General features: G+C 74.2%; 17 protein-coding genes. 8 read left to right on the top strand and 9 right to left on the bottom strand.

The window, feature by feature from the left end; genetic code table 11:
* Window positions 1–18 precede the first annotated feature (18 nt).
* Window positions 19–1,323: a phosphotransferase family protein gene (locus tag ACFQ11_RS18610; RefSeq protein WP_378300184.1), complete on the bottom strand. Its 1,305-nt coding sequence runs from the start codon at window positions 1,321–1,323 to the stop codon at window positions 19–21.
* Window positions 1,324–1,406: 83 nt separating this feature from the next.
* Complete coding sequence (locus tag ACFQ11_RS18605) at window positions 1,407–2,042, bottom strand: TetR/AcrR family transcriptional regulator (RefSeq protein WP_378300182.1); 636 nt, start codon at window positions 2,040–2,042, stop codon at window positions 1,407–1,409.
* 135 nt (window positions 2,043–2,177) lie between these two features.
* Here ACFQ11_RS18605 and ACFQ11_RS18600 point away from each other — a divergent pair, with 135 nt between their 5' ends.
* Genes ACFQ11_RS18600 through ACFQ11_RS18585 form a run of 4 tightly spaced genes read left to right on the top strand, consistent with a single transcriptional unit; the run spans window position 2,178 to window position 4,795 of the window.
* Window positions 2,178–2,423: a hypothetical protein gene (locus tag ACFQ11_RS18600; protein ID WP_378300180.1), complete on the top strand. Its 246-nt coding sequence runs from the start codon at window positions 2,178–2,180 to the stop codon at window positions 2,421–2,423.
* The gene (locus ACFQ11_RS18595; protein ID WP_378300178.1) at window positions 2,420–2,992 is read left to right on the top strand and encodes a VOC family protein; all 573 of its coding nucleotides are present in this window, start codon (window positions 2,420–2,422) and stop codon (window positions 2,990–2,992) included. Before ACFQ11_RS18600 ends, ACFQ11_RS18595 begins: the two co-directional genes overlap by 4 nt.
* The gene (locus ACFQ11_RS18590; RefSeq protein WP_378300176.1) at window positions 2,976–3,617 is read left to right on the top strand and encodes a carboxymuconolactone decarboxylase family protein; all 642 of its coding nucleotides are present in this window, start codon (window positions 2,976–2,978) and stop codon (window positions 3,615–3,617) included. The genes ACFQ11_RS18595 and ACFQ11_RS18590 overlap by 17 nt, the downstream gene beginning before the upstream one ends.
* Window positions 3,617–4,795 (top strand): acyl-CoA dehydrogenase family protein, encoded by a 1,179-nt coding sequence (locus ACFQ11_RS18585; protein ID WP_378300174.1) that lies wholly within the window; start codon window positions 3,617–3,619, stop codon window positions 4,793–4,795. The genes ACFQ11_RS18590 and ACFQ11_RS18585 overlap by 1 nt, the downstream gene beginning before the upstream one ends.
* Before the next feature lie 118 nt (window positions 4,796–4,913).
* Here ACFQ11_RS18585 and sepF read toward each other — a convergent pair whose 3' ends face one another.
* Entirely contained in the window at window positions 4,914–5,120 is a 207-nt protein-coding gene (gene sepF, locus ACFQ11_RS18580) for a cell division protein SepF (protein ID WP_378300172.1), read from the bottom strand.
* 246 nt (window positions 5,121–5,366) lie between these two features.
* Between sepF and ACFQ11_RS18575 the strand changes: the two genes are divergently transcribed.
* Window positions 5,367–5,825, top strand: a complete 459-nt coding sequence (locus ACFQ11_RS18575; RefSeq protein WP_378300170.1) for an ATP-binding protein — start codon at window positions 5,367–5,369, stop codon at window positions 5,823–5,825.
* 99 nt (window positions 5,826–5,924) lie between these two features.
* On the opposite strand, the gene ACFQ11_RS18570 is transcribed toward ACFQ11_RS18575, so the two are convergent.
* The 3 genes from ACFQ11_RS18570 to ACFQ11_RS18560 form a co-directional block, all read right to left on the bottom strand.
* Entirely contained in the window at window positions 5,925–6,596 is a 672-nt protein-coding gene (locus ACFQ11_RS18570) for a choice-of-anchor P family protein (protein WP_378300168.1), read from the bottom strand.
* A 28-nt stretch (window positions 6,597–6,624) separates the two neighbouring features.
* Window positions 6,625–7,428 carry a L,D-transpeptidase gene (locus ACFQ11_RS18565; RefSeq protein WP_378300166.1) on the bottom strand — a complete coding sequence of 268 codons (804 nt, stop codon included), beginning with the start codon at window positions 7,426–7,428 and terminating at the stop codon, window positions 6,625–6,627.
* 194 nt (window positions 7,429–7,622) lie between these two features.
* On the bottom strand, window positions 7,623–8,093 hold the full coding sequence (locus tag ACFQ11_RS18560; RefSeq protein WP_378300164.1) for a MarR family transcriptional regulator: 471 nt from the start codon (window positions 8,091–8,093) through the stop codon (window positions 7,623–7,625).
* Window positions 8,094–8,126: 33 nt separating this feature from the next.
* Here ACFQ11_RS18560 and ACFQ11_RS18555 point away from each other — a divergent pair, with 33 nt between their 5' ends.
* Entirely contained in the window at window positions 8,127–9,314 is a 1,188-nt protein-coding gene (locus ACFQ11_RS18555) for a PP2C family protein-serine/threonine phosphatase (RefSeq protein ID WP_378300162.1), read from the top strand.
* On the opposite strand, the gene ACFQ11_RS18550 is transcribed toward ACFQ11_RS18555, so the two are convergent.
* Genes ACFQ11_RS18550 through ACFQ11_RS18540 form a run of 3 tightly spaced genes read right to left on the bottom strand, consistent with a single transcriptional unit; the run spans window position 9,298 to window position 12,657 of the window.
* A complete protein-coding gene (locus ACFQ11_RS18550) occupies window positions 9,298–9,747 on the bottom strand; it encodes a response regulator (RefSeq protein ID WP_378300160.1) in 450 nt (149 codons plus the stop codon). The genes ACFQ11_RS18555 and ACFQ11_RS18550 overlap by 17 nt on opposite strands.
* On the bottom strand, window positions 9,728–11,461 hold the full coding sequence (locus ACFQ11_RS18545; RefSeq protein WP_378300158.1) for a sensor histidine kinase: 1,734 nt from the start codon (window positions 11,459–11,461) through the stop codon (window positions 9,728–9,730). Before ACFQ11_RS18545 ends, ACFQ11_RS18550 begins: the two co-directional genes overlap by 20 nt.
* Window positions 11,458–12,657, bottom strand: coding sequence for a PP2C family protein-serine/threonine phosphatase (locus ACFQ11_RS18540; RefSeq protein WP_378300156.1), 1,200 nt, complete (start codon window positions 12,655–12,657; stop codon window positions 11,458–11,460). Before ACFQ11_RS18540 ends, ACFQ11_RS18545 begins: the two co-directional genes overlap by 4 nt.
* Before the next feature lie 166 nt (window positions 12,658–12,823).
* Between ACFQ11_RS18540 and ACFQ11_RS18535 the strand changes: the two genes are divergently transcribed.
* Both ACFQ11_RS18535 and ACFQ11_RS18530 read left to right on the top strand, forming a co-directional pair.
* On the top strand, window positions 12,824–13,399 hold the full coding sequence (locus ACFQ11_RS18535; RefSeq protein WP_378300154.1) for an RNA polymerase sigma factor: 576 nt from the start codon (window positions 12,824–12,826) through the stop codon (window positions 13,397–13,399).
* Window positions 13,396–13,631: hypothetical protein (locus ACFQ11_RS18530; protein WP_378300152.1), on the top strand; the 236-nt coding region annotated here is incomplete at its 3' end. The genes ACFQ11_RS18535 and ACFQ11_RS18530, both read left to right, overlap by 4 nt.

The following is a 13,631-nucleotide window of genomic DNA, read 5'->3' as shown; positions in this document are numbered from 1 at the left end:
GGACACGGGCCGCGGGCGTCAGGGCGGGGTGGCGAGGTGGCGGGGGTTCGCGACGGTGAGCTTGTCGACGATCGAGGCGCGGACGGCCGCGACGACCTCGTCCGTCCGGTCGTCGAAGCGGCCCGCGCGGACGCCGAGGGCCAGTTCGGCGTCGTCGGCGCACCCGAGGGACGCGAGGCGCGCGGCGTGGGCCGTCCGGTGGGCGTCGCCGAGGAGCAGTTCGCGGCGCGCGATGCGGAGGGCGGACGCGGCGACGCGCGCGTGGAACCGGAGCCGGTCGTCGCCGTGGTCGGTGTCGAGGACGAACCGTTCGACGGCCTCGAGCAGGGCCGGGCCGGACGGGCGGTCGTGCGGCGGCGACTCCCCCGACGCCGCGTCGCCCGCGGCCTCGAGGGGGTCGGCGACGGTGACGGGCTCGGTCAGCCCGAGGGCGAGGAGCAGGTCGTGTTCCTGCTCGCACACCTTGCGGCCGAGGACGGCGTACTCGATCGACGGGTCGGCGCCGCTGAGGTGGCGCTCGGCCTGGTGGCGGCACAGGATCGTCCAGCGGAGGGTGCCGTAGACCTCCCACCAGTGCAGGACCTCGGGGGCGGGCGGGGTGCCGCCGGCGTCGGCGTAGCCGGCGAGGAGGTCCGCGCGGGGGCCGAAGCCGCCGACGGGGTGCGGGGACCCGAACCGCCACGCCTTCACGCACAGCCACCCGAGGTCCTCGGCCGGGTCGCCGACGTGCGCCAGCTCCCAGTCGAGGACGCCCGTCACGGCCGTGCCGTCGATCATGAGGTTGCCGTTGCGGAAGTCGCCGTGCACGACGGTCCGGCCGGTCGGGGCGGGCCGGTGCTCGCGGAGCCACCGGAACGCGAGCTCGACGGCGGGGCGGGGCTCGTCGAACGCGTCGTAGTACCCGGCGAGCGCGTCGAGGGGATCGGTGTCGGGCAGGCCGTCGACGGGCGCCATCGTGTGCAGGCGGGCGAGGATCGCGCCGAGGTCGCGGGCGAGCCCGGGGCGCGGGGTGCGCAGCAGCCGCCGGGGGATGGTCTCGCCCGTCAGCCGCTCCATGATCATGTACGGGACGCCGCCGAGGTCGGCCCCGTGGTCGACCAGGGCCGGGACGGGGACGCCCGCGGCGGCGGCGGACGACAGCAGTGCTGCCTCGCGCGCCATCGCGGCGGGGTCGGGGGCGGCGGGCGGGTCGCGGCGGAGAACGAGCGGGCGTCCGCCGGCGGTGAACGACCAGGTCTCGCGGCTGGCGCCGCCGGACAGCCGGTGCAGGTCGGCGATCTCGGCGCCGAGCCGGGCGGCGAGCGCGTCGCCGGGGCCGCTCATGCGCGGGCGTCCGTGCGGGCGTCCGTGCGGGCGGCGCGCCGCGCGGCGGCGAGGAAGCGGTCCGCGAGGTCCAAGGGGGGCTCCTAGGGGTCGAGGCCGAGGGCGCGGATGGAGAGGGTGTCGAGGGTGTCGAGGAGGCGGTCGTCGGGTTCCTCGCCCTGCACGAGCCACAGGTAGAGGGAGTGGTCGACCATGGCGGCGAGGGCGCGGGACGCCATCTCGGGGTCGATGTCGGCGGGGGCGAGGCCGGCGGCCTGCCAGCGGCGGATGGCCTTGGCGGAGCGGGAGACCGCGACGGCGCGGTGCTTGCGGCGCATCTCCTGGAACTCGACGTTGAACGTGGAGACCTGCTCGATGATGGCCATCATCTTGGCGTTGCGCCGGTACGCCTCGTAGTAGGCGCGGTTGGCGCGGCGGACGCGCGCGGCGGGCGACGGGCCCTCCAGCGGGACGAGGTCGTGCTGCGTCATGTCGGCGAAGAGCCGGTCGGCGACCTCGAGGAACACGGCCTCCTTGGACGGGAAGTACGTGTAGAAGGAGCCGTAGGCGACCTTGGCGTGCCGGGTGATGTGCGCGACGCGGGTGTCGAGGAAGCCGCGCTCCTCGAACACCTCGCGGGCGGCGGTCAGGAGGCGCTCGCGGGTGCGGGCGCCGCGCTCGGTCAGCGGCGCGCCCGCGCCGGCCGCGTCCCCGCCCGGCGCTCCGCTCTCGCTCGCCATGTTCCTTCTTCCCGTTCGCCCGGACCCTTGACATCCGCATGCTCTCAGGATCAGGATCCGAGCATCGAGCGAAATGACATGACTGTCAAGTCAAGTACGGGAGGCCGCCATGGCCGCTTGCGCGCCGGGTCGCCCATGCTGATCGGCGACATCGTCGAGTGCCCGGCGCGCGAGCACCCCGGCCGGATCGCGCTCCGCTTCGAGGACGAGGCGCTCACGTCCGCCGGGCCGCGCGACCGCGCCCGGCGGAGATCGCCGCGCTCGTCGCCGGCGTCGCGTGGGGGGCCCCGGACGGGTCCCGGGCTCCCGCGCAACGTCGCGGGCAAGGTCCCCGAGAGGGACCTGCGGGCCCGCCACCACGAGCCTCAGGAGGTGTCATGAACCGCGAATTCGAGCTGGGCGGCATCAACCATCTGGCGCTGGTGTGCTCCGACATGCGGCGCACCATCGACTTCTACTCCGGCGTGCTCGGCATGCCGCTGATCAAGACGATCGAGCTGCCGGGCGGCATGGGCCAGCACTTCTTCTTCGACTGCGGCGGCGGCGACTGCGTCGCGTTCTTCTGGTTCCCGGACGCGCCCGACGCCGTCCCCGGGGTCTCCGCGCCGAAGACCCGCCCCGAACAGGGCGAGCTGCTCAGCGCCGTCGGGTCGATGAACCACGTCGCGTTCCACGTCCCCGTCGAGAGGTTCGAGGAGTACCGGACGCGGCTGAAGGAGAAGGGCGTCGAGGTCAGCCCGATCCTCAACCACGACGACAGCGAGTTCGGCGTCGCCCCGAAGATGCGGGACGGGGTGTTCGTCCGCTCGTTCTACTTCCAGGACCCGGACGGCATCCTTCTGGAGTTCGCGTGCTGGACGCGGGCCTTCACCGATGCCGACGTCTCCCACACCCCGAAGACGGCCGCCGACCGGCGGCCCGCGAAGGAGAGCAATGCCGCGCCTGCGTGAGGTCCCCCGAGCCGAGGTCACCGACGAACGGATCCTGTTCTTCTACGACCGGCTGTTCGCCCCCGACCGCGACCCGGCCGTCGACCACGGCACCGCCACCGGCACGCCCGGCGACTGGTGGACCGTGTTCGCGCAGGACCCGGACGTCTTCCGGCACGCCGTCCGCGGCTTCGCGCTGTACCGGGGCGCGTCCCTCGACCCGCGGTTGCGGGAGCTGGGGCAGTGCCGGGCCGGGTGGGCGCGCGGCAGCCAGTTCGTCTTCTCGCAGCACTGCAAGCAGATGCGGGCGCTGAAGATGCCCGAGGAGAAGATCGAGGCGATCCCGCACTGGCAGACGGCCGACTGCTACTCGCCGCTCGAGCGGGCCCTGCTCGCCTACACCGACGGGCTCGTCCTGGACGGCGGCCGCGTCCCCGACCGGGTGTTCGAGATCCTCAAGGAGCACCTGTCCGACCGGGAGATCCTCCAGTTCACCTACATCACCTGCATGTACGACATGCACGCCGTGATGTCGAAGGCGCTGCGGGTCGAGTACGACGACCGTCCCGAGCCGGTCGTCGAGATCGCCGCGCCCGAGGGCTACGGCGACCGGGACATCTCCGACGACCTCGCCGGGGGGCGCTGATGCTGTTCGCGGTGCCCGACCGGGTCCGGGACGTCCGCGACGCGGTGCACGCGTTCATGACCGAGCGGGTCGAGCCGGCCGAGGACGTCCTGAACGCGGGCGGCGACGCGGCCCGCGAGACGATCGCGGGGCTCCAGCGGGAGGCGAAGGACGCCGGGCTGTGGGCGCTCGGGCACCCCGCCGAGCTGGGCGGCGGCGGCCTGCCGTTCCTCGACTACGTGTACGTCAACGAGGTGCAGGGCCGCAGCGAGTGGGGGCAGATCGCCCTCGGCACGTTCACGCTGCAGGACTCGCTGATGCTGCACAAGTACGCGAGCCCCCGCTGGCGCGACCGCTACCTGGCGCCGATGGTGGCGGGGGAGCTGTCGCCGAGCTTCGCGATGACCGAACCGGCCGTCGCGGGCTCCGACCCGACCGGCATGGAGACGACCGCCGAACTCGACGGCGACCACTGGGTCGTCCGGGGGCGCAAGTGGTTCACGACGAACGCCGCCGCGGCCGCGTACACGACCGTCATGTGCCGCACCGAGCCCGACGCCGAGTCGCCGCACCGGGCGTTCAGCATGATCATCGTGCCGACGGACACCCCCGGGTACCGGATCGTCCGGGACACGCCCGTCCTCGGATTGGGCGGCGGCACCGGGCACGGCGGGCACTACGAGGTCGCCTACGAGGACGTCCGCGTGCCCGCCGACAACCTGCTCGGCCCGCGCGGGCACGGGTTCGTCATCGCGCAGGACCGGCTCGGCCCCGGCCGGATCTTCCACTGCATGCGGTGGCTCGGCCAGGCGCAGCGCGCGTTCGAGCTGATGTGCGCCCGGCTGGACTCCCGCGTCGCGTTCGGGGAGCCGCTCGCCGCCAAGCAGCTCATGCAGCAGCACGTGTTCGACTCCTACACCGAGATCCAGGCCGCCCGGATGCTGACGCTCCAGGCCGCCGAGCAGATCGACGCGGGCTCGCAAGCCCGCGTCGAGATCGGCGCGATCAAGGTCGTCGGGGCGAAGATGCTGCACAACGTGATCGACCGCGCGATCCAGGTGCACGGCGCCGCCGGGCTCACCGACGACTTCCCGCTGTCGCGCATGTACCGGCACGCCCGCGAGGCGCGCATCTACGACGGGCCCGACGAGGTCCACGTCCAGAGCACCGCCCGCCGCATCCTCAAGGCGATGCGGTGAGACGCCGGACGCTGCCGTCCGGGCCGGCCGGCGGCCCGGTCGCGGCGCGTCCCCCGGGCCGTCCGGCCCCGCCCGCGCGCACCCCGGCGGGCGGGGCCGCCGCATTCACGGGCGGTTCTCAGGGCTGGAGCAGGAACAGCCTCCGGTCGACGCGGCCGAGGGCGCCGCGGCGGGCGAAGACGAGACCGGCGGCGAAGTCCACGAGTTGCTTCGCCTCGTCGTGGGAGAGATCGCTCAGATCCATCAGCACGGTAACGCCCTTGCGGAAGTAGTGCGCGACGTAAAGCACCTCGTTGTAGTTCTGCGGACGCAGCGTCTTCACCACCGCCCCAGTCTGCCCCGAGCGGCGCGGTGGCCGCCAGGCGAGGACGTTCGCGGGCGGGTCGCCCGGCGCGCGATTGGGCGGCTCTTTCACGGAGAGGGAAGCAGAGAGGAAAAAGATTTGTCGGCGCCCGCGCCAATCGGGTCGCGGCACGGGATACGGGACGGGCGGGAGTTTCCCGGTGGTGACGGTGGGAAATCTGGAGGTTAGAGGGAACGGAGGCGGTTGGCCATGGAGGTCGTCCTCGAAATGACGTTGCCGAGGAGCGCGGAGAGCGCGCCTCTCGTGCGGCGGACGCTCGACGCCTCGCTCCGCGGCCTCGGGGTCACCTCCGAGATACGCGCCGATATCGCGCTGGCTCTCGGGGAGGCGTGCGCGAACGTGGTGCAGCACGCGGCGGCGGGGATGGAATACGAAGTGCGGGCCCGGATGGACGGGTCCCGATGCGTGGTGGAGGTCGTCGACGAGGGCGGGGCGGCGGACCCCGCGCAGTGGGGCGGCGCACCGGCGCCGCCCCTCGCCGAGTCCGGGCGGGGCCTGCAGTTGATGCGGGCTTTCACCGAAGACGTCCGGATCAGCGATCGCGCCCATCGCGACGGCGCGATCGTGCACTTCGAGAAGTCGCTGGCCGGGACGGCCGAACACGCCGTCGAAGAGGCCGTCGAAGAGGCCGTCGGCGGGGCCGTCGAAGAGGTTCCGGCGAGCTGAGGAATCACCGGCCGGAAAGGCCGGCGTGAATGGCGGGGCCGGACGTGTGGTCCGGCCCGGCGGCGGACGCGCCGCGCGCCGCCGGGCCGGCGTCGGGGGTCAGCCCGTGACGGGAAGGTCCCGCCGCACCGGGGTGGGCGCGGGCGCCTCGGGCTGCTGCTGCCGGACGTCCGGTGCCGCGCGGCCGCACGTGGCGGACGCGACGCGCAGCGTCGTCGCCTCGGTCAGCGGCATCGCCAGCTCCATCGCGGTGACGTTCATCCGCCCGTCGGGCATCCGGCGCTGCTTGTTGAGCGTGAGGGTCGCGTCGCCGACCCCCTCGACCTTCACCGGGATGCGGGTGTTGGGCGGCGGGGTCGCGTCGAGCCGGCGGCCGGCGATGCGGGCGTCGGTGAGGTGCGCCGAGCCGCGGCCGCCGTCGCACTTGGCCGCGACCGCGCTGGCCAGCAGGTCGGCGGACGGGACGCTCAGCCGGGCGACCTTCGAGCGGGCGCGGGACGCCGACGCGCGGACGTCCAGCGCCTCGGCCCGCACGAACTTCGTGCCCTTCTCGCGCAGCAGGCTCTTCTCGACCTGCTCGCCGCCGGACGACACGGCGGGCACGGGCGCGATGTCGAGCGGCCCGCTGAGGGTGAGCCCGTAGGCGGACCCGGCGGCGCCGCCGGAGCCGGGCTCGGCGAGCGCCGGGGCGGCGAACGCCGGGGCGAGCGCCGCGGCGAGGCCGGTGGCCAGCAGGCCCGCGGTGGTGAGGCGTCTGAAGGAAACTCGCATGGAAGACTCCGATCGTGGGAGCGGATGATCAGTCGTTGATGAGGACGAGCGTCCCGAGCGGCACCCGGGACAGCTTGCGCAGCGCGTCGTCCGGCACCCGCACGCAGCCGTGCGTGACCGCCCGGCCGAACACCGCCGGGTCGTGCCAGCCGTGCAGCGCCACGGTGCCCGGGCCGCCGCCGAAGGTGTCGAGCGTGTCGGAGTGCGCGCCGAGCGGCAGCACCAGCTTCTTGCCGTCCGGCGCGAGCTGGGCCATGACGAACGTGCGGCCCGCGGGCGTCGGCGTGGCGGCCTCACCGATGGCGACCCGCCACCGCCCGACCGTCCTGCCCGACCTGCGCAGCGTGAGCCGCCGCTCGCCGAGCTCGACGGTGACGAGGTAGGGCGAGCGCGCGGTGCGCAGCCCGGCGGCGGAGATCCACCCCGACGCCCGGTTGGGGCGGCTGGGCAGCAGGACGCGCCGCCAGTCGCCGGAGCTCTCCACGACCGGGACCCAGGTGGGGCCGCCGAGCTGCTCGGTGGGGAGCGTGGCGACGCGGTGCCCGCCGGGCCGGTCGAGCACCGGCAGCGGCTTCGCCGGACGCACGACGAGGCCGTCGGTCGCGTCCCGTCCGTCGTCGGCGGGTGCGCCCTCGACGGTCGTGAACGTGGTGGCCTCGGGCACCGCCGCGTCGCCCGCGGCCGCCTTCGCGGACGTCCCGGTGGACGGGCCGCCGCCGGACGGCTCCGCGGCCGACCCGCGGCCGGGGCCGCCGCCGCAGCCGGCCAGCAGCAGCGCCGTGGCCGGGACGAGCGCACTCACCGTGATCGCCCGCTTCCGTAACGCAGTCATCGTCGCCATGGTGCGGGATGCTAGTAGTGGGAAGGGCGCGCGTAGCGGGAATTCGGAAAATGCCACGCCGGAGCGGTTATTCCGCTCGTATTGAGGTGGCTATTTCTGGTTTGTCGGAGGCAATGGGGTTAAGGGAGGAAGGTGGGTATCGTGACGGGTGCGGTGGAACGGGCGGACCGCCCGGGCCCCGGGAGTCAGGCGGGCATCGAGAACGGGCCCCCCGGCCCGGCCTTCGAGGCCGCCTCGTGGAACTCCGTGAGCCCCCACAGCAGCGCCGCCCGCGCGGACGTCGGCATCGACGCCAGCACCCGCGCGAGGTCTTCGCGGCGCCGCACGCGCAGCCGGTCGAGCAGTTCCTGGCCGTCCGCGGTGAGCCGCACCGTCACCTCCCGGCGGTCCCGGCCGGGGTCGCGCATCAGCAGCCCGGACGCCTCCAGCCGGTCGCACAGCCGGCTCGCCGACGACACCAGCGCGCCGAGCCGCTCGGCGAGGCTGCTCACGTTGACCGGGCCGCGCTCCAGGACGAGCAGCGCCCGCAACTGCGTCGCCGGGATCGGGACGTCCGGCGCGTTGTGCGCACGCGACCACACCGTCATCAGCACCGCGGCGGCGTCATCGAGGGCGGCCGCGTCCTCCGCGGCTTCGTCACCCGGCGTGCCGACCATGTCGTCTACTGTAGGTGCCCGAGGAACGACCCGATGAACGGCGACGACCGGAGCACCGGCCCGGACGGCTTCGCGGAGGTCGAGCGGGCCGTCTGGGGAGCGCGCCCGCACGAGCTGCTCGCGGTGGCCGGCCGGGCGTTCGGCCGGTACGCGGGCGGCGGTGACGCCAGGGTGCTGCTGCCCGACTACCGGCAGTCCGCGCTGGTCGCCCCCGACGGCGACGCGACCCCGATCGCGAACACCTCGCCCGGCCGCGCGTTCGCCGCGCAACGCCCCGTCCGGGACGCGGCGGACGGGACGGACGGCGACGCCCTGCACGTCCCGCTGACCGTGCAGGGCGACCGCGTCGGCGTCCTGACCGTCCCGCTGCCGCCCGGCGCGCCCGAACCGGACCGGCTGGACGAACTCGCCGACGCCCTCGCGCGGGCCCTGCGCCTCGCGGACGGCGGCACCGACCTGTACCGGTGGCTCCGCCGCCGGACGCGGCTCACCGTGGCCGCCGAGATGCAGTGGGACCTGCTGCCCGCGTCCGCGTTCGCGTCCGCCGAGATCGGGTTCGCGGGGCGGCTCGAACCCGCGTACGCCGTCTGGGGCGACCACTTCGACTGGTCGGCGTCCGAGCACGGGTTCCTGCTGACCGTCACCAACGGGATGGGCACCGGCACCGAGGCCGCGAGCCTCACCCACCTCGCCGTTGGCGCGCTCCGCAACGCGCGCCGCTCCGGCGGCGACATCGCCGAGCAGGCGACGCTCGCCGACCAGGCCCTGTACGCGCGGCACCGCGGCGAGCGGTACGTGTCGACGCTGCTGCTCGACTTCGACTACGCCACCGGACGCGTCCGGACGATCGACGCCGGGTCCCCGCGCATCTACCGACTGCGCGGGACGTCCGCCGACCTGATCGGGTTCGACGCGCAGCTCCCCCTCGGGATGTTCGGCGACACCCGGTACACGGTCGAGGAGTTCACCGTCGAGCCCGGCGACCGCCTCGTCGTCGTCAGCGACGGCGTCCACTCGGCGCGGTCGCCGTCGTCCGGGGACCAGTTCGGCGGCCCCCCGCTGCTGAACGCGCTGCGCGACACGCGCCTGCAGGCCGCGCCCGAGGCCGTCGGCACCGTGCTCCGCGGCTATGTCGAGTTCCACGAGGGCCAGGAGCCGGACGACGACGCCGTCGTCGCCTGCGTCGACTGGACCGGGCGGCGGGTCAGCGGGGGAGCTTGACGACCGACACGAAGAAGTCGTCGATCTGGCGGACTACCGACACGAAGCGCTCGAAGTCGACCGGCTTGGTCACGTACGCGTTCGCGTGCAGCCGGTAGCTGCGCAGGATGTCCTCGTCGGCCTCCGACGTCGTCAGCACCACGACCGGGATGCTGCGCAGCTCCTCGTCGTCCTTTATCTCGCTCAGCACCTCCCGGCCGTCCTTGCGCGGCAGGTTCAGGTCGAGCAGGACCAGGTCGGGGCGGGGCTTGTCGGCGTACTCGCCCTCCCGGCGCAGGAACGCCATCGCCTTCTCGCCGTCCTCCACCACGTGGAGGTAGTTCTGCACCTTGTTGTGCTCGAACGCCTCGGTGGTGAGCAGGACGTCGCCGGGATCGTCCTCGACGAGCAGCACCTCGATGGGGCGGGGGCCGTCAGTCGTGCCGTCGGTCATCGGAATCTCCCTCGGGAAGCGTCCAGCGGAACGTGGTGCCGGGGTCGTCATCGCCCCGCGCGTCGGTGTCGAGCCAGATGCGGCCGCCGTGGTACTCGACGATCTTCTTGCAGAGCGCCAGGCCGATGCCGGTACCGGAGTACTCGTCGCGCTGGTGCAGCCGCTGGAAGATCAGGAAGATGCGGTCGGCGTACCGGGGTTCGACGCCGATGCCGTTGTCGGAGCAGTGGAACTCCCACTCGCCGTCGCGGTGCTCGGCGCCGAGGACGACGCGCGGCGGGACGTCCGCGCGGGCGAACTTGATCGCGTTCCCGGTGAGGTTCTGGAACAGCTGCGTGAGCTGGCTGCGGTCCCCCGGGACGGACGGCAGGTCGCCGACGTCCACGGTCGCGCCGGTCTCCTCGATCAGCGCGTCCAGGTTCGACACCGCCTGCCGGGCCACCTCGTTCAGGTCGACCGCGTCCTCCACGCGGGTGATGCGGCCGACCCGCGAGAACTGCAGCAGGTCGTTGATGAGGGCCTGCATGCGCTTCGCGCCGTCCACCGCGAACTCGATGTACTGGCGGCCCCGGTCGTCGAGCTGGTCCCCGTACCGCCGCTCGATCATCTGGCAGAAGCTCGCGACCTTCCGCAGCGGCTCCTGCAGGTCGTGGCTCGCCACGTAGGCGAACTGCTCCAGCTCGGCGTTCGAGCGGCGCAGCTCCTCGGCCTGCTCGTTGAGCTGCCCCGCCGCCCGGACGCTGGTGCCCCACTCGTCGATGATCCGCCGCCGCATCGCGTCGATGATCGCGGCGAGCTCGTGCAGCTCCGCCGGTCCCGACACGTCCAGCGGATGCGCGAAGTCGCCCTGCGCCACCGCGCGGACCCGGTCGGTCATCGTCGAGACCGGCTTCAGCACCGTGCGGCGGATCAGCATCGCCACCGCGGCGACCGCCACGGCGACGAGCCCGAGCGCGAAGCCCGTCCCCCACAGCGTCGCGCGGCCGCGGGCGTCGAGCCGGTCCACCGCGTCCCCGTACAGCTTCGTGATCGCCTGCTGGAGCCGCTGCACGTCGGTGCGGACGGCGTCGAACAGCAGCCGCCCCCGGTCCTGCTGCGCGTCGGACAGCCCGGCTCCGGGGCCCCGCTCGATCAGCGGCGCCGCGAACCCGGACCGCCAGGCCGCCGCCTCCGCCCGGGTCCGGTCCAGCAGCGCCACGACGTCCTCGCCGCCGGACACGCCGGTCAGCAGCCGCCGCATCCGGGACGCCGCCGCGGTCTCCCGCTCGACGGCGGCGCGGAAGTCGGCGAGCGCCTCCCGCCCGCCGTCCTCCGCGAACGAGCGGATCGCGGTGTCCTGGGCGTTCAGCGACGAGGTGACCTCGAACTGCTGCAACGTCCCCTGCGACACCTTGCCGACCAGCTCGTCCCGCGCCCGGTCGTTCTGGTAGAGCGCGGCGCCCGCGAGCGCGAACGCGCCCGCCAGCAGCAGGCTGAGGACCAGCGCGCCCGTCCGGTAGAGGTTCCGCAGGCTGACGCGGCTGAGTCCCTGCGGCTTCGGGTACTCGGTGTCCGGCAGGACGACCGGCGGGCCGAAGCCCTCGACCCCGTGCGCGCCGTCGCGCGCGCCGTCCGCGGGGCTGGGGGCCGTGCCGTCCTTCGCGGTGTCGTCCTTCGCGGTGTCGTTCGTCGCGGTGTCGTTCGTCGCGGTGTCGTTCGTCGCGCGGTCCGTCACAGTTCTCCCCGGCTGAGCAGCAGCACCGCGAGGTCGTCGGCCAGGACGTCGCCGTTCAGCCGTTCGGCCTCGGCGGCCAGCCCGTCGATCAGCGTCTCGCCGCGCTCGCCGCGCGCGTGCGCCGCCGCCGCGAGGTCCAGCAGCCCCTCGAGGTCGAGCCGCTCGCCGCCGTCCCCGACGCAGCCCTCGATCAGCCCGTCGGTGTAGAGCATCAGGCCCCACGCGTCCCCGAGTTCGAGGTCCAGCGCGGGCCACTCCAGGCCGGGCAGCAGCCCCAGCGCCGGGCCCCGCGGCTCCTCCGGGAGCGCCCGCACCCCGTCCGGCCCGAACAGCAGCGGGCGCGGATGCCCGGCCCGGTGAACGCGCGCCGAGCGGCGGTCGGGCGCGATCGTCAGCATGCACACCGTCGTGAAGATCTCGTCACCCCACCTCTCGTGCTCCAGTACCGCGTCCAGCGTCTCCAGGAGCCGCTGCCCCTCGTGCCCCGCGAGGACGAGCGTCCGCCACGCCATGCGCAGCCGCACCCCGAGGGACGCCTCGTCCGCGCCGTGCCCGCTGACGTCGCCGATGATCGCGTGGATCGTCCCGTCCCCGGTCTCCACCGTGTCGTGGAAATCACCGCCGAGCAGCGCGCGGTCGCGGCCCGGCCGGTAGCGGGTGTGGTGCCGCACCGACGCGTCCTTCAGGATCGGGACCGGCAGCAGGCCCCGCTCCAGCCGCGCGTTCTCCCGCGCCACCACCCGCGCCTCGACGAGCTGCTTCTCCGACTCGTCCGCCCGCTTGCGCTCGATCGCGTAGCTGATCGCGCGGCTGAGCAGCGCGCCGTCCACGTCCTGCTTGACGAGGTAGTCCTGCGCGCCGGCGGCGACGGCCTCCACGCCGACGTGGGTGTCGGCGAGGCCGGTCAGGACGAGCACGGCGGTGTCGGGGGCGCGGTCGAGCACCTGCCGCAGCGCGTCCAGCTCCTGCGCGTCCGGCAGCGACAGGTCGACGATGACGCAGTCCAGGCCGGGGTGGATGCCCTCCAGCGCCTCGGCGAGCGTCCGCGCCACGGTGATCTCGACGCCCGGCCGGACCTCCGTCAGCAGATCCTCGAACAGGAGCGCGTCGCCCGGGTCGTCCTCGACGAGCAGCAGGCGCAGGGAGCCGGTGACGCCGAGAAGACGTTCGGCACCGCGACTGGGTATCGCGGTCATGGCTCAGCTCCTTAGCCCCAGGGGAGGACTTGCGAACAGTGCTCTTCCTTGCAGTCGAGCAAATATTAGAGGCAGTCCGCGTGAGCCCGGGACACACCCGTAACGATGATGCCTCCCGCGCCACTACCTCGTGACGGAACACACCCGGCGGACGGAGGAGCCCACGGTGGCCGACGAAGCCCCCGATCATGACGCCGCCGACCGGCGGCGGTTCACCGCGATGTACGACGCGTGCCGGCAGCGCGTGTGGGCGTACGCGGCGAGCCGCGCCGGGCGGCAGATCGCGGACGAGGTGGTGAGCGAGACCTTCACGGTGGCGTGGCGGCGCCTGGCCGACGTGCCCGACCCGCCGCTGCCGTGGCTCCTCGGCGTCGCGCGGAACGTGCTGCGCGCCGATCACCGGGCCGAGGCCCGGCGCGCGGCGTTCGCGGCGGAACTGGAGCGCCGGGCGGCCCGCCCCGGCGGCGACGTCGCCGAGGAGGTCGCCGAGCGCCTCGCGGTGCTGCGCGCGATGGCCGCGCTGCCGGACGCCGACCGGGAGGTGCTGATCCTGGTGGCCTGGCAGGGGCTCGCCCCGCGCGAGGCGGCCCGGGTCGTCGGCTGCTCGGCGGCGGCGCTGCGCGTGCGGCTGCACCGGGCGCGGCGCCGGCTCGTCCGCGCGGTCGAGGAGGGCGCCGAACCGGACCGGACGGGGCCGGAGGAGCGTCCGCGGGTGGGGATCATCAGGGAGGAGCTGTCATGAGCGACGTGCTGCGGACGCTGCGCGAGGCGCGCCCGGACGAACTGTCCCCGGACGCGCCGGTCGACCCGGAGGTCCGGCGCGCCGAGCTGGCGCGGGCGATGGCGGGCACGCCGTCCGGACGGGCGGTGCCGGCCCCCCGCACGGCCCCCCGCACGGCCCCCCGCACGGCCCTGCGCACGGCCCTGCGCACGGCCCTGCGCCGCAGGGCCGTGCGCAGGGCCGTGCGCAGGGC

It is taken from the genome of Actinomadura sediminis (assembly GCF_042675525.1).
Lineage (GTDB): Bacteria > Actinomycetota > Actinomycetes > Streptosporangiales > Streptosporangiaceae > Spirillospora > Spirillospora sediminis.
The sequence above is the reverse complement of the archived record's forward strand: the minus strand, read 5'-3'. Positions and strand labels throughout refer to the sequence as shown.

What these genes read in the sequence shown, in the direction of transcription:
- ACFQ11_RS18590 (WP_378300176.1), top strand. Translation starts at nt 2,976, where the DNA reads ATGCCGCGCCTGCGTGAGGTCCCCCGAGCCGAGGTCACCGACGAACGG.
- ACFQ11_RS18575 (WP_378300170.1), top strand. Translation starts at nt 5,367, where the DNA reads ATGACGTTGCCGAGGAGCGCGGAGAGCGCGCCTCTCGTGCGGCGGACG.
- ACFQ11_RS18560 (WP_378300164.1), bottom strand. Translation starts at nt 8,093, where the DNA reads ATGGTCGGCACGCCGGGTGACGAAGCCGCGGAGGACGCGGCCGCCCTC.
- ACFQ11_RS18605 (WP_378300182.1), bottom strand. Translation starts at nt 2,042, where the DNA reads ATGGCGAGCGAGAGCGGAGCGCCGGGCGGGGACGCGGCCGGCGCGGGC.
- ACFQ11_RS18585 (WP_378300174.1), top strand. Translation starts at nt 3,617, where the DNA reads ATGCTGTTCGCGGTGCCCGACCGGGTCCGGGACGTCCGCGACGCGGTG.
- ACFQ11_RS18550 (WP_378300160.1), bottom strand. Translation starts at nt 9,747, where the DNA reads ATGACCGACGGCACGACTGACGGCCCCCGCCCCATCGAGGTGCTGCTC.
- ACFQ11_RS18565 (WP_378300166.1), bottom strand. Translation starts at nt 7,428, where the DNA reads ATGACTGCGTTACGGAAGCGGGCGATCACGGTGAGTGCGCTCGTCCCG.
- ACFQ11_RS18595 (WP_378300178.1), top strand. Translation starts at nt 2,420, where the DNA reads ATGAACCGCGAATTCGAGCTGGGCGGCATCAACCATCTGGCGCTGGTG.
- ACFQ11_RS18600 (WP_378300180.1), top strand. Translation starts at nt 2,178, where the DNA reads ATGCTGATCGGCGACATCGTCGAGTGCCCGGCGCGCGAGCACCCCGGC.
- ACFQ11_RS18570 (WP_378300168.1), bottom strand. Translation starts at nt 6,596, where the DNA reads ATGCGAGTTTCCTTCAGACGCCTCACCACCGCGGGCCTGCTGGCCACC.
- ACFQ11_RS18540 (WP_378300156.1), bottom strand. Translation starts at nt 12,657, where the DNA reads ATGACCGCGATACCCAGTCGCGGTGCCGAACGTCTTCTCGGCGTCACC.
- ACFQ11_RS18610 (WP_378300184.1), bottom strand. Translation starts at nt 1,323, where the DNA reads ATGAGCGGCCCCGGCGACGCGCTCGCCGCCCGGCTCGGCGCCGAGATC.
- ACFQ11_RS18555 (WP_378300162.1), top strand. Translation starts at nt 8,127, where the DNA reads ATGAACGGCGACGACCGGAGCACCGGCCCGGACGGCTTCGCGGAGGTC.